The organism is Fusobacterium sp. DD2 (assembly GCF_018205345.1).
Classification (GTDB): domain Bacteria; phylum Fusobacteriota; class Fusobacteriia; order Fusobacteriales; family Fusobacteriaceae; genus Fusobacterium_A.
Genome location: NZ_JADRHM010000054.1, coordinates 1 through 16285, shown reverse-complemented (window position 1 = coordinate 16285; position 16285 = coordinate 1). Strand labels below are relative to the sequence as shown.

Below are 16285 nucleotides of genomic sequence, written 5' to 3'. Positions count from 1 at the left end.
TTTTAACTGTGACGAAAAAATGTCAAATTGTTATTTTGAAATAAAATAATTGTTATTAAAATATGTATATTTTATAAATAAAAAATTAATTTTAATTAAATTACTTTAGTAAAATTAAATATTTCAGTTGAATATAACATAAAAAAGTATTCAATATTATAATAATAAAATTAAATTAATATATGATAAAAAAATATCATACTATGGACATTTTGTGAAAATGAGGTATACTTGTAGTAAGAGATTTACTTAAATAAAATAGCAAAAATTGGTATTTATAGAAATAAAATTTAAGGTTAGTAACTACTGGAACACTTCTTGTAGTTTTTTTAGACTAAAAAATAGAGTTTGTTATGAAAAATAGTTATTTTATATAAAATGAAACTAATAAAAGTCTATTTAAGACATAAACTTGGGGAAGTTTATGGAAAACACATCTTGTTAGGACATTAATGTATATTGAGGTAAAATATTTATATTTGTTTATGGAGGTGAAAACCATTAGAATTTTACTCTAATGGGAAGATATGACTAAAAGTATGCATGATGAGAAATGGGTAAAAAGATGGTTGAAACGTACAATATCTATTACACTTGGGGTAGTAGTAGGTGTACTTATTAATGGAGGTGTAGTTTTTGCTCAGGATACAGCTTCTCTCGAAGCTACTGTAAGAGCTCAGCAGGAACAGATTAATGCTTTGATAAAAGAGGTCAATGCTTTAAAAAATGAGCTTTCTACCAGAGAACAGGTAGCAGCAAAAAAAGTTAGAAGTGTTGAAGTGACACCAATGGGAGTAACAGCAACTGTAACGGGAGATGAGAATACTTCTGTAGCATTATCTGGAGTAGATACAATTACTGGAGTTGGACCAGTTACAGTAAGTACAAATGGTAAAAGTGCCGATATATCACTTAAAAACGAATTTACATATGGTAATATTGGGATGAATTTTAATGCTGGAGAGATAAAAACAAAAAAATTAATTGTTGATGGAAAGAGTATCACTGAACAGTTTAATGAGTTGGTTCTTCCAATAGGAATTAATGGAACTGGTGCTAATGTAAAATTAAATGGTGGAAGATTAAGCTTTAATGCAGGAGATGGGATTGGAATTTATGGAGATGGTGAAGGAGGTATGACTATCGCTTCAACCTTTAAGCCTGCAACTAGACTTCAAATAGGGATTGATAGTACAGGTGCTGATGTTGATTTAATAAATGGAAGATTACATTTTATTTCTGAAAATGGAATTACAATGCATGGTAACGGATCTGGAAATGTAAATATTGGACTTACAGATAATATTGAACTTGGAAAATTGAAGCTCCAGGGACCAAATGGAATTATTCATTTGGGGGATGACACAATACTTGAATCATCTCATTTTAAAGTTGGTAAAATGGATTTTAATGGGAAAGAAGCTGGTAGTGGTATCAATATGAATGGACTTCCTCTTACTGGCTTAAAAGATGCAGCAGTTGATGGAGATGCTGTAAATTATGGGCAGTTTAGATTAGCAAAGGAGCAATTGGATAGTGCTCAAACTAATTTAAATTTGATAAAAAATTTCAAGTATAGTGGTGATGAAGGTACTGGAACTATGGAACTTGGGAAAGAAGCTACTTTTTTCAATATTAAAGGTGATGGAAATGCAATTTCTACAGTTGCCAGTAACGATGGTGTGAATGTTAAGCTCAATAATCAGTTTAAAATTGGTAATATAACAGTTGATGCCAAAGATTCACAAAATAAAATTGAGGCAGATAATCTGGATATTCATATTAAAAAAGGAAAGATTGTATTTGATGATATTTTTGCTGTGAACAATAGTGAAATATATCTGAATAGCAAACAAATACATAGTGTTGCTCCTGGAGAAAGGGCTAGTGATGTGGCAACAGTAGGACAATTGGAATCTGATATTCCAGTGTATATTAATAGCCCAACATCTCCGGGTATGTTTAAAACTTTTAAGTTTAAAGAACCGGGAAAGGACAACAGACTGAACATAGGTTTTGAGAATGGACTTACCGGGCATTTTGGTCCAGAAGATAATCAGGTAATATTTAGTTTGTCTTCACAATTAGAGATGCTTGATAGTGAAAAACGTAAGCAGATAGTTATTGAATCTGATATGGACCCTGTAATAGATTTTCCTTTACATGGTATAAAGATGACAAAAGAAGGTTTTGAGATAGCTCAAGGAACTGAAGACGATAGGGGATTTAGAGTAGGTGGAACCACATTAAAAGATAGTAAATTAAGTATGAGTTGGAATGGAGTTCAAATTGAAAAAGATAAGATTAATATGAACAATTGTAATATTGAAAAATTACGGGATGGAACAAAGGACTCAGATGCAGTAAATTTAAAACAATTAAAAGAAGTAAAGGAAGAAATGTCAAAGGGGAATAAATTTCAGTTTGTAACTGATGATGGGGAAGGTTCATTTGATATACCTACCGAGAAATTTACAATAGTAGGAGACGATGCAGTAATATTAACAAAAGTAGACCCCACAACAAAGAAAGTGTCTATAAACGTAAAGGAAAGTTTTCAAAAAGGGAAACTTACGGTCAATACTGGTGATAATGGATATATCCAATTTGGAAATGCATCTTCTAAAACATATATAGATGATTCTAAAATATCTGTTGGAGACATTATTCTGGATAGTAAACAAAAAAAAATACAAATGGGTGATAATTATATTTCAAAGGATGGAGCTAAGCTTTTATATGTTAAGATAGGTAGCCAGGGTATTGTCTTAAACGGTGAGCGTAAATTGACAGGACTAAAAGGGGGAGAAAATAGTAATGATGCAGCAACTTATGGACAACTGCAAAGCATGGATGCTATTTTTAATACAAGATGTACAGGACTATCAAACCAAATAGGAGAGGTGAACACGAAGATTCAGACAGGAGTGACATTGCGTAATACAGCTGGAGAAGAAGTTAACGTGACACTTGGTGATAAATTAAATATAGATAGTGGAGAGATTATAGAAAGTGTTTTTGATAATAACGATAAAAAATTAAGTTTTAATCTTAAATCTGAATTTAAAATACCTGATAAAAATAATGAGACAGGAATTACTGTTAATACTAAAGAACCAGCTATAGGTATAGGAACAGATGTTAAAATGAATAAAGCTGGATTGAGTGTTTATGGAGCAACAATTAATGATAAAGGGTTGGATATGAATGGAAAGGCAGTGAAAAATGTTGCTGACCCTACAGATGATGCTGATGCAGTAAACTTAAGAAGATTAAAAACAACAGAGGGAAAAATTACCAATCTTGAGACAAATATAAATAATAAAATTTCAACAGTTGAAAACCTTGGTTATAAAGTAGATGCTGGGGTTGAAAATAAGGTTAGCCTTGCCAGTGGAGTTTTAGGAATAAAGGGAGACATGAATACAGTAGAAACCTCTTTATATGACAATGGGGATGTTAAAATTGGTCTTAAGGATAAGATTATAAAAAATAACTTTACACTGGATAGTAACTCTGGAACAATTGAGTTGAAAAATTCAATTGGTACAGCTAAACTGACACCAACTTCACTTGAATTTGGACAAGTTAAAATAGAAAATTCTGGAATCAATGCAGGAAATGTGTCTATAGGAGAAGTTGGAGCTGGAGTAAAACCTAATGATGCAGTAAATAAAGGTCAGCTTGATATTGTCGAAGGGATTGCTAAAAATGCTAAAGAATTCGCTAATAAGGGCTGGTATTATAAGACAGATAGCAATATGAGTAATGTGCTGGATGATGATAATGTAATTAAGCCTGGTGAAACTTTTAATGTTGTGGGTTCTGGAGCAATTAGGACTCTTGCAAAAAAAATAGAAGATGGTGCAGAAAAAGGGAAAAAACAGCTAGTTATTGAAGTTAGAAATGAATTTAAAGATGGAAAATTTGAAGTTAATAAAGAAAATGGAGAAATAAAGATAGGCTCTGTAAGTTTGTCTGATAAAGGACTTACAATAGCACATTCTGAAGGGTTGGCATATGAGACTGTAATTTCACCAACTGACATAAAATTTGGAGGTAAAAGAGTGCAAAGAGTAGGTGCTGCTGTAGAAGATGATGATGCAGTAAACCTTGGTCAATTGAAGGGGCAAATAACTCGTATCGACAATAATGAGAGATCTATAACTTCCAACCGAACTGATATAAATAAAAATGCAGTTCTTATTGAACAAAATAGCAAATTGAAATATGAAGGGGATACAAATAAAGGAGAGATGCCGATAGCAACAGGAACACTGGCTATTAAAGGTAGTGGTGGAATTGTAACTGTAGCAGATGATCAAAATAAGGGGCATATAACAATAGGACTTAAAAATAAATTTGAAGTTGGCAGCCTGAATTTTGATGGTACAGATGGAAAGATTTATATTGGAAACTGCAGCTTTGGAGTAGATGGATTAAAAGTTGGAGTAGTTGAGCTTAAGAACGAAAGTAAGAATGAGGCTGGTGAGAAAGTACCTCAGATTCTGGATATGCACGGTGTAAAGATAACAGGTTTACCAGATGGGAAAAAAGATGATGATGCAGTAAACTATGGACAGCTTTCAAAGGTTGATGCTAAGGCTAACAGTGCTCTTAAGGGATGGAAGTATAAAACAGATACCATAGGAACTGGTGTGGACACTGTTATTAAACCAGAGGGAACTTTCACAATAAAAGGCGATGGCAAGACTATTAAAACTTCATCATTAAATAATGGAACAGTTGAAGTTGGACTGAAAGATGAGTTTAAGTTGAATAATATGAGTGTTGACACAAAAACTGCAACATTTGTATTTGAAACTAAAGATGAAACAATACCTAAGAGTTATAAAACTCAGCTGAGCTCTAAGGGAGTAGATATAGGAGATACCCATCTTACAGAAACAGGTCTTAAAGTAGGAAATATAGAGATAGCTCAAAATGGGATAAATGCAAGTGATAATAAGATAACAGGATTGAAAGCTGGAGAAAACGATGGTGAAGCAGTAAATTTCGAACAGCTAAAAGAAGTAAAGACGTCTCTTGCATCTACTGATGAAAAACTTGCTAAAGGATGGAACTATGCTGCAGATAATACAGGAGCAGGAGAAGAAAAGAGTATCAAACATGGAGATACTTTAAGAATCAACGGTTCTGAAGCAATTAAGACTTCAATAGACACTGGAGCACCTGGGACAGAAAACAGTGTAAAAATTGCACTTAAAGATAAGTTTACAGTGAATAATATGAGTGTTGATACTAAAGTGGGAGAGTTGAAGTTTACTGGTAAGGAAACTGACGCAGAAGGACACACTGTTCAGTTTGAAACACTTCTTAATTCCAAAGGGATAACAGCAGGTGGAGTTTCTCTAACTCATTCTGGAATCAATGCTGGAGGTAATAAGATAACAGGAGTTGGAAAAGGAGTTGCCGATACAGATGCAGCAAACGTTGGTCAGTTAAAAAAGATAAAAGATTTGGTTGAAAGTAATAAAACTGAAACTGATAAGACGGAAAATGTAGTTGCAAATAGAAAACTTAAGTATGGGGATGGAGTAAACAAACATGAGATAAAACTTGCTGAAGGAGCTTTATTGGTAGAGGGAATAGGTCCTATTAAGACTACTGCAACTGAGCTTGGAGAAGACCATGATGGAAAAATTCAGATTGGAATTAAAGATAAGTTTACAGTGAATAATATGGATGTTGATACCATAGATGCAACACTTGTAATGGAAACTGAAGAAGGAAGCGGAACAGCAGCTAAAACTTATAAAACTCAGCTGAGCTCTAAGGGACTAGATATAGGAGACACTCACCTTACAGAAAAAGGACTTACGGTAGGAAAAATTCAGATAGCTCAAAATGGTATCAATTTAGGTGATAATAAGATAACAGGATTGAAAGCTGGAGAAAGAGATGATGATGCAGTAAACGTTGGACAGCTAAAGGCAACGGAAAAGATTGTAACAGATACTCAAAGCTTACTTAATAAAGGATGGAAATATGCTGCAGATACCGTGGGAGGTGGTGTAGATAATGTTATTAAACCTGATGGAACTTTCACGATAAAAGGTGATGGCAACGCTATTAAAACCTCATCAACAGAAAACGGAGCGGTTAGTATAGGACTTGAAAAGAAATTTAAAGTTGAGAAATTTGATGTGGATATGGATAGTGGAACTCTTGTATTGGGTGAAACTGGAGGTAAGACCATATACGATCCAAAAGGGGTAAAAGCAGGCGGTGTTTCTCTTACTCATTCTGGAATTGATGCTGGAAATAAACAGATAGCAAATGTAGCTGAGGGTACAAAGCCTTTAGATGCAGTAAACTTCAGTCAGTTAGAAGGAATAAGTGAAAAAGTTGAAAACAACAAGATTTTCAAGTATCAGGGTAATGATGGAACAGGACAAATTGATCTATCTGAAGGAAGACCATTGGCAATTCTTGGTGGAAAAGCTATAAAAACACATACAGAGACAACTGTAGATTCTAGAGGTGAAGTAAACCATCGTCTAATTGTTGAGTTGAGAGAACAATTTACTACAAGTCTAATGGGAGTAGATGCTGATAAAGGGGTTATAGCAATTGGAAAAGTGACACAGGATAAAGATGGAAATGATATTCAGGAAGACGCAGTAATCCATGATGGAGATGGAATTCATGTTGGAAGAAATATCTCTATTACTAAAGAAAATGGAATCAACGCGGGAGAGAAAACCATAACAAAAGTAGCAGCTGGAGTTCTTGATGATGATGCAGTAAATAAAGCTCAGTTGGATAAGGTGAGTACTGCATTGGCAGAGACAAATGAAACTGTTGCTAAAGGATGGAACTATGCTGCAGATGACACAACACCGGGAGAAGAAAAGAATATCCAACATGGAGACACTTTAAAAATCAAAGGTTCTGAAGCAATTGAGACTTCAATAGACAATGGAACAGAAAATGGTGTAAAAGTTGCACTTAAAGATAAATTTAGAGTGAAAAATATGGATATTGATGCTGATAAAGGAGAGTTAATTCTTTCAAGTGAAGTAACAGATTCAGCAGGAAGAAAAGATAAATTAAGTTCAACATTCAGTTCCAAGGGTGTAGAAGTAGGAGATTCTCATCTAACAAAAGATGGTCTTTCAGTTGGAAATGTAAAGGTGGCAGCAAGTGGAATCGATGCAGGAAAACATAGGATAACCAAGGTGGCAGATGGAATTGATGAAGAGGATGCAGTAAATAAAAAGCAGCTTAATATTGTAGATGCAAAGGTTAATAAAAATACTACTGATATTTCAAATCTTGCTCTTAATTATGCAGGAGACACAGGAACTGGAAAGGTTAAACTCACTGACACTTTTGCAGTTAATGGTGATGGAAATGTTGTTACAAAGGTGGCATCACCTAATAGAGGAATAGAGATTTCACTTGGTGATGATATAAATCTTGGAACTAAGGTTGAGATAAAGGGAGATACAGGATTTTATATAAAAGATGCCAATGTATCAGTTACTGATGCTGGGTTTAAGGCAGGAGATATTTTAATGTCATCAACAGGTCTTACAGCTGGAGGAGTTTCAGTTGGTGCAGATGGAATCAATGCAGGAAGTAAAAAGATAACTGGTGTTGCTACTGGAACAATAGCTACAGATGCAGTGAATTATGGACAATTGCAGAAAGTAGAAAAAGATCTTACTGAAACAACAGCTATTCTTAACAAAGGATGGAAATATGCTGCAGACGGTACAGTATTAGGAAGTGAAGGAGTTATAAAACCTGGGGATACTTTGAGTATCAAAGGTTCTAAGGCAATTAAGACATCAATAGATATTGAAACACCAGAAAAGAACATAGTAATTGCACTTAAAGATAAATTTATAGTGAAAAATATGGATGTTGATGCTGGTAAAGGACAATTGATCCTTTCAAGTACAGTAACAGATACAGCTGGAACAGAAACCAATTTTAAATCAACATTCAGCTCAACAGGTGTGCTTGTAGGTAATTCTCATCTAACAAAAGATGGTCTTTCAGTTGGAAATGTAAAAGTTACAAATGAAGGTTTGGTAGCAGGAAATGTATTTGTAAAAAATAGTGGAATCAATGCAGGAAATCAGAAGATAACAGGAGTTGCAGATGGTGGTGAAACTGCAACAGATGCAGTGAACTATGGCCAATTAAAGAAAGTAGAAAAGGATCTTGGTGAGACGCTAAATAAAGGATGGCACTATGCTGCAGATAGTACAGGAGTCAGGGATGAAAATACTATAAAACCTGGAGATACTCTAAAAATCAAGGGTTCTGATGCAATCGAGACTTCAATAGATAAAGGAGCAGCTGGAACAGAAAATAACGTAGTAATTGCACTTAAAGATAAATTTACAGTGAAAAATATGGATGTTGATGCTGATAGAGGAGAGTTAATCCTTTCAAGTACAGTAACAGATTCAGAAGGAGTAAAAACTAACTTTAGTTCAACATTCAGTTCAAAAGGTGTGGTTGTAGGAGATTCACATCTTACAAAAGATGGTCTTTCAGTTGGAAATGTAAAAGTTACAAATGAAGGTTTGATAGCAGGAAATGTATTTGTAAAAGATAGTGGAATTAATGCAGATGGTAAAAAGATAACAAAAGTTGCAGATGGAACAATAGCCACAGATGCAGTGAACTATGGCCAATTACAGAAAGTAGAACAAGACCTTGTAAACACTACAGAAACTCTTAAACAAGGATGGAACTATGCTGCAGATAGTACAAGAGTCGGGGATAAAAATATCATAAAACCTGGAAATACTTTAAAAATCAAGGGTTCTGATGCAATCGAGACTTCAATAGATAATGGAGCAGATGGAAAAGAACACAACGTAGTAATTGCACTTAAAGACAATTTTAAATTGAATAAGATGGATGTTGACACTAATGTTGGTAGCATTGTTCTTAGAGATGAAAGAACAATTGCAGGTACTGAGGACAAAGAGATTTTCCAAACGACTTTAAAGCCAGATGGAGTACAAGTTGGAACTGTAAAAATGACCAAAGATGGAATTGATGCAGGAAATAGAAATATAACAAATGTAGCACGTGGAACAAAGGATGAACACGCAGTTAACCTTGCTCAATTGAATGAAGTTAGTCAAAAAGTAAAAACCAATACAGCAGAGATTAAAGCTAATTCTAAATTAAACTATAGTGCAGATGAAAATTTAGGAAGTATAGAGCTGAAGTCTGGTGCTTTAGCTGTAAAAGGAGATCCGAATGGAATTATTACTAAAGTTAATTCAAGTGGACAGGTTATTATAGGTCTTAGAGATGAAGTTAAGATAGGAGACACTCTATCTTTAGATGGAAAGATAGGAAAGATATCTCTTAATAATTCAAATGTTACTATAGACAGTGATGGATTTAAAACTGGCTCAGTTTCAGTTGGTGTAGGTGGAATTGATGCTGGAAATAATAGGATAACAAAAGTACTTGCAGGTGAGCATCCTTTAGATGCAGTAAACGTAACACAGCTTAACAAGATAGAAGCTAAAATAAATTCAACATCTCAGGAAGTAAGTCAGAATACAACTCTTAAAGTTGCAGGAAATGAAGATAATAAAGATATTAAACTGGCAACTGATGTTTTAAATATAAAAGGTGGAGACCAGGGTATTATATTTACTAAAGCATATGAGCATACAACTGAGACTTCAACTGAGAAAGGAATTGAGATAGGTATTAAAGACCAGTTTGTTTTAGGTAAGCTTACAGTAAATGCGAAAGATGGAATACTTCATATTGGAGGTCATGATTGGACTTTAAGTAATCAAGGTCTTAATATGGGAAAAGTGAAAGTTTTAAAAGCTGGAATCAGTGCTGGTGAAAAGAAAATAACAGGAGTTGCAGCTGGACAAGCGGGAACAGATGCAGTAAATATGAATCAGCTAGATGAAGTTAAGGGACAGATTCAAACTACTGATGATAGAATCAGTGATGTTGCAAACAAGGGAGTAGTTATAGCAGGAAATGACCAGGTAAATATCAAAAAAGGTCTAGGTGAGGCACTTATTATTAGAGGTAATGATGTAGGTCAGGTTTCAGATATAACAGCAAATTATACTCCAGATAATATTGCCACTTACAATGATGGAAACCAGCTTAGAATAGTTATGGCTAAAGCTCCTAAGTTTGAGAGTATAAATATTAATGGAGTAAAATTATCATCTAACAGAGGAGGAAGAATGACTGTAGTTAATCTTTCTGACAGTGGTCAGCCTGTTGAGTTGAGAGGAATAGCTCCAGGAACTTCAGCAGATAGTGTTGTAACCAAAGAGCAGTTTGATGAGGCAATAAATAAAAACAGTGCAGCAGTAGAGGGCATTTCACTTAAATATGCTGGAAATACAGCTGAAACTGTAGGTAAAGACTATAAAATGAATCTGAAAACAGATACTCTTACAATCAAAGGTAACGAAAATAGTAAAAATATAGTTACTACAACTAAGAATAATGGAACAATAGAACTTGACCTTGGTGATACTGTTACAATTGGAAAACCAGGCAGTGAAGTAAAAATAGATGGTACAGCTGGAACAGTAACAACAGGGAATACTGTTATAGCAAAAGATAAGGTTCAGGTTGGAGATGTTACTATAAAAGATAACAAGATTTCAGGACTTGCTGATGGTGTAGATGATCATGATGCAGCAACAGTTGGACAACTGAATGCAATGAAGAATACAGTTATTGGAGATGCAGCAGATGCAGCACTTGGTAAAATTAAGGTCAACTATGAGGGAAATAGTACTAGTAAAAAAGATGTACCTCTAGCAAATGGAGAGATAAACGTTGTAGTTAAAGGTGAATCTAAAAACCGTACTGATGGTACAAATATAGTATCATCAGTTAAGTCAAATGGAGAGATAGACCTTGATCTGGATAAAAAAGTGGTTATAGGTAAGGGAGCTAACCAGATTACAATTAACGGTGATGACACTGATCCAGATGGAGGAGCAATTAAAGTTGGAATTACTGAAATTAAAAAAGATGCCATAGATGTAGAACTTGACACTGGTGAAAAAGTTGTTATAAACAACATGGGAATAAATGCAGGTCATAGTGCAATTACAAATGTGGCAGATGGTGTAAATGATCACGATGCAGTAAATGTTAAACAACTTAAGGAACTTTCAAGTATGGTAACAAGCTCAAGTACTATTGTAAAAGGAAGTGGAGCAGCTATTGTTACCCCTGTAACAGAGGAAGGACATAAGGGATACAATGTCCATGTGGATAAAGTGGTTCAGTTTACTGACAAGGATGGAAGAGATGTTGTTAAGGTAGGAAATAACTTCCACATTGTTAAAAATGGTGTGGTAAGCAGTACTACAATAGCAGCGAAAGATATCTATACAAGAATGGTAAACCCAGATGGAACTACAACAACTCCAACTAAACTTGGAAATGTGGCTCCAGGTAAGGTGGCACCAGGAAGTACAGATGCAGTAAATGGTAGCCAGCTTTATGAAACTCAACAGATGATAGTAAATAATAATGGACTTGCACAACAAAATGCTAGACAGATACGTGAATTGAGATCAGATCTTAATAATGGTATGGCTCAAATGGCAGCTATGTCATCAGTGGAATTTACAGGTGTAGCACCTCATAAAATGAGAGTTGCAGCAGGAATTGGAGCTTATAGAGGTGCAAGAGCTGTAGCAGTAGGTGTTGGATATTCACCACAGGAAGCATTTCTTATAAATGCTAAGTGGTCTACACCAACAAATACTTGTAGAGGTAGTGCAGTAGGTATAGGTGCAAGTTATGAATTCAATTTTGACTGATTTTAATATTAAGTGTAAGTTAATTTAAATATGCAACCCCAAAAACAAATATAAATAGCATACTAACCCAAGTATGCAGGAAAATCCCTAGAATTTTTTCTGGGGATTTTTTCTTTTTTGTAAAGTATATCTTAGCAATATATAAAGTATTAATCATACTATATATAATAAGTATAATAAAAATGAGATTATTTTACAAAAATAAGGTATACTTATATAAATGTAAGTGTGTCAATTAAATGACGATTAACTAAATTAAACGTGACCGATAAAAGAGCTACTGGAATTTCTAGTAGTTTTTTGTATTTATATAATTTTTCTCAAGGGATTTGAACTTTTTTATATGATATTTTATTTAAAAAGTATGTGAAAAAACCGGAGGTGAGAACCCTTAGGATTTTACCCTACAGGGGACAATTATGAGAGAAAATATTTATAGAGAGAGATGGGTAAAAAGATGGTTAAAAAATGTGGTGTCTATTACCCTCGGTGTTATGGTGGCAGTGCTGATAAATGGTGGTATAGCTTATGGTAATGAAGTACTAGAAAAAGAAAAAACACAGGAAGAGCAGATAGCGGAACTTAAACAGGAGATTGAAAATCTTAAGATGCAATTTGGAGATCCAGGAGTTCTTTCCACTGAAAGTGGAGTGCGTGCAATGAGAACTTTGAGAGCTTCTGCAACTGGGGAAGGGGTTCATTTTCTATCTCTTAAAGGTGATGTAGATGCAGAAAATTATAATAATGATGGGGCAACTGGGCCTAATTCCATTGCAATAGGTGTGGGAGCATTAGCTAATGGAGATAGTGGAACAGCCATAGGAAATAAGGCAAGAGGAACAGAAAAATCTGTGGCAATAGGACCAAATGCAACTACTCATCAGGACAGGGTGGAAAAGCCTTCAGGTGGAGGAGCAAGTGTAATAATGGCTGAAGAATATGATTCTAAGTCATCTGTAGCAATAGGAGATTCAGCTTTTGCAAGGGCAGATAAATCAATAGCAATAGGAAAAGATAGTGAAGCTGGATTTTTAGGGTATGTCTTTCAACGAGATAAACAGATTCCAGGAATAGCAATAGGTTCGGGAGCAATTGCTAATGCCTACTTTGCAAATGGTGAAGATTATAATAATGTAAAAAGTAGTGGTTTAGCAATAGGTGTGGATGCCAAAGCAACAGGTTCAGGTCCGGGAATAGCAATTGGAGATGATGCTTTTGTTGGAAACAGAGGTGCGATTGCATTAGGTTATGGAGCAAAGGCATATCTTGGAGATACTAATGCTAACAAACATGAAGTAACAAGTCCAAATGGAATAGCAATTGGAACTGATGCTATGGCAAAGGGAAGAAACTCAATAGCAATAGGTGCAGATTCTGGAGTGTATGAAAAAATAGGTACAGCTAACTCCGGTTCCAGTACACCAGCTGAAACAAATGCTGTAGCCCTTGGATACCATTCTAAAGTTGAGAGACGTGGAAGCGTGGCACTAGGAGCATGGAGTGAAACCAGAAGAGTGTCTCTTCCGGGACTTGACGAGAGCAGATATGCAACAAATGGAGATTATGGTTCCAATGTAGTAGTTGCTCCATTTTCAAATGCAAAATTAAAATTTTATGATCTTATGAATGGTGCAAACTATAATGACACTAAGAATACAGATACGGTAAAAAAACTTGCAGTAAATGGAGTTGTATCTGTAGGTGGAGTTTATAAAAAGGATTCAGGAGGAACAGTATCTTTTGGAAGACAGATAATAAACGTGGCAGATGGTACAGAAGATACAGATGCAGTTAACTTAAGACAGCTTAAGGGAGCAGTGAATGGTATAGGTACTCACTTTGTTTCAGTGAAAGGTGATTCAAATTTAGGTAACTATAAGAATGATGGAGCAACTGCAAATAAATCAGTAGCAATAGGAACAAATGCAAGAGCAGGTGGAGAAGGAGCCACAGCAGTTGGAAATAATGCATATGCAGAAACTAACTCTGCAATTGCAATAGGAGAAAATGTTTATGCTACTAAGCCAGGTCGTTCTTATGCAGGATCTGGTATAGGTATAGGAACTAATATTTTTGCAAGTGATGGAACAATAGATATTGGAATAAAATCACCTAATGTAGAGATGATGGGTGGTAAATATAGAGGAACTAACACTATAACTAATCGTCGTTCTTCAACTACAGTGGGAACTGAATCGTATGCAGCTGCACACTATGCTACAATATTAGGGGCATATTCAAGAATTAATACAAATCCAAGTGTCGTAGCAGAAAGACAGGTATTGTTTGGTCATGAAATATCACCAAGAGTCCAAGGATTTGCATCAGCAATAACAGGAGCCTTAAATGAGATGAATGTGGATGGAGATACCAGATATGATGGGCTTGCCAATGTAATAAATGGTACTTCAAATATAATTAATCATGCTAATGGTGCAGTGATTTTAGGGGCAGGAAATACAATTGAAAATTCTTTGCGTGATTTGGATACGACACTGAGTGATTCAGGTATTAAAGATCCAAAAAACTTTAATAACTTAGTAAAAACTGGGGATAATGCTCTAGGTTCAGTTGGAATACTTGGAGGAGGAAACCAAGTTGAATCAACAATATTTGCAAATGTTCAAGGAGTAAGAAATACCGTTGAAAATAGTGAACATATAGGAACAAATGGTTCATATAATAGAATAACTAATGCAGACAAGGCAGTTGTTATTGGTAATGATATAGTTCTTGCAGGAACTAACGAGCATAAGGCACAGAGAAATATTGTATCTGGATTTTATGATCCAAAACAAAAAATATCATCTGATTTATTTGAAAACACTACAGTGGAAGTAAATGGAAAGCAACTGAATGGTTATCGTTATATAAACGATTCAAATTCTACAGTACTGATAAATGATAGAGAATTTAATGAAAATGTAAAAACAGGAGAAAATTTTAAATTTTACTCAGCAAATGATTTTGCTGGTAGTGAATATAACCCTTATATGAAAGAATATGTAAAAACAGCAGATGTAAGTGGATTAACATATTTAAAAGATGATGGAGAATATATTATTGAAAATGGTAAATTTGAAAAAGTAGAAACAGTATCTGGATGGTTTAGTTCAACATTTTTTATTGATGGACAGCAAGTAAATAAGAATGATCCAAGACTGGCTAATAAAAAAAGCTATACAAAAGGATATTATAAAATCAATGGAACAACAGCTGACAGTGTACAAGTGGCTACAGTTGGTAGCATAACACAGAATATAGCATCAGTAAGTGATGGAAAAAATATTAAAACAGGTGCTAAAGATATAGTAGCTCTTGGTAATAATATCACAGCTCAGACAGATAACTCTGTATACTTAGGAGCAAATTCAAGTGATGGTTTTGTAGATAATCAGGCTAATAAGGATGCAGGACATAAAGTAACTACAGCTGGTACGAGTGCATATAACAGTGCAACTATAGGTGAGACAGAATATAAATTTGCAGCAGGAACACCTGTGGGAATAGTATCAGTAGGAGCACCAGGAAAGGAACGCCGTATAGAAAATGTTGCAGCAGGACTTGTGTCAGAGGATTCAACAGATGCAATTAATGGATCTCAATTATATAGTGTTATAAAAAATTCAAGTGCAACATTAAAATATGCTGGAAATGGCTATGATACAGGAATAGATGATACTAATGCCAAGATAAATCTGAATACTGGAACATTAACAGTTAAGGGGGAAACTCAGGGAGAAACTGATTCGAATATAGTTACCAAAGCTAAGGCCAATGGAGAGATAGTACTTGATTTAAATAATACTATCAAAGTAGGAGGAACCAATAAGGTAACTATAGGTGGAGACGATGGTACAGTAGAAACAGGAAATGTAGTTATAAATAAAGATGGAGCTACAATTAATAAGGGAACAGCTAATCAGATAGTTATGAATTCTACCGGAATTACTTTAAGTAATGATACAACACCTGTTAATAATATTTCAATAAGCAGCTCAGGAATAAGTGCAGGAAATAAGGTTATATCAAATGTAGCTGATGGAGCAGACAACAATGATGCAGTGAACGTAGGTCAGTTAGAGGAAGTTAAGACTCAAGTTGCTGCCAACAGTAACCTTAAATATGCAGGAGACACTGGAAATGGAAGTATCTCTCTTAAAGATGGTACATTAGGAATTAAGGGAGATGGAAATGGAATTAAGACAGTGGCAGATGTTGATGGAAATGGAAAGGTTGGACTTGAAGATATTGTCTATGTAGGTGGTAAAGAGCAGCCAAATTCAGTTGAAATAGATGGATTTGGAGGTAAAGTCAAAGTTGGTATAGATGATAATCAGGTACAGCTAGATGGAAGTGCTGGAGAAATTAAAGCTGGTCAAAATGTTGTTATAAATGGAGGAAATAAATCTCAGATACTTGTAAAAGGATCAGGAACAGATAAGGTAAAGATAGATGGA

2 protein-coding genes are annotated in these 16285 nt (G+C 34.7%); both read left to right on the top strand.

Annotated elements, in window-relative coordinates:
• Positions 1–527 precede the first annotated feature (527 nt).
• A complete protein-coding gene (locus tag IX290_RS08555; protein WP_211492799.1) occupies positions 528–11825 on the top strand; it encodes a YadA-like family protein in 11298 nt (3765 codons plus the stop codon).
• 419 nt (positions 11826–12244) lie between these two features.
• On the top strand, positions 12245–16285 hold a 4041-nt coding region (locus IX290_RS08550; protein ID WP_211492798.1), incomplete at its 3' end, for a hypothetical protein.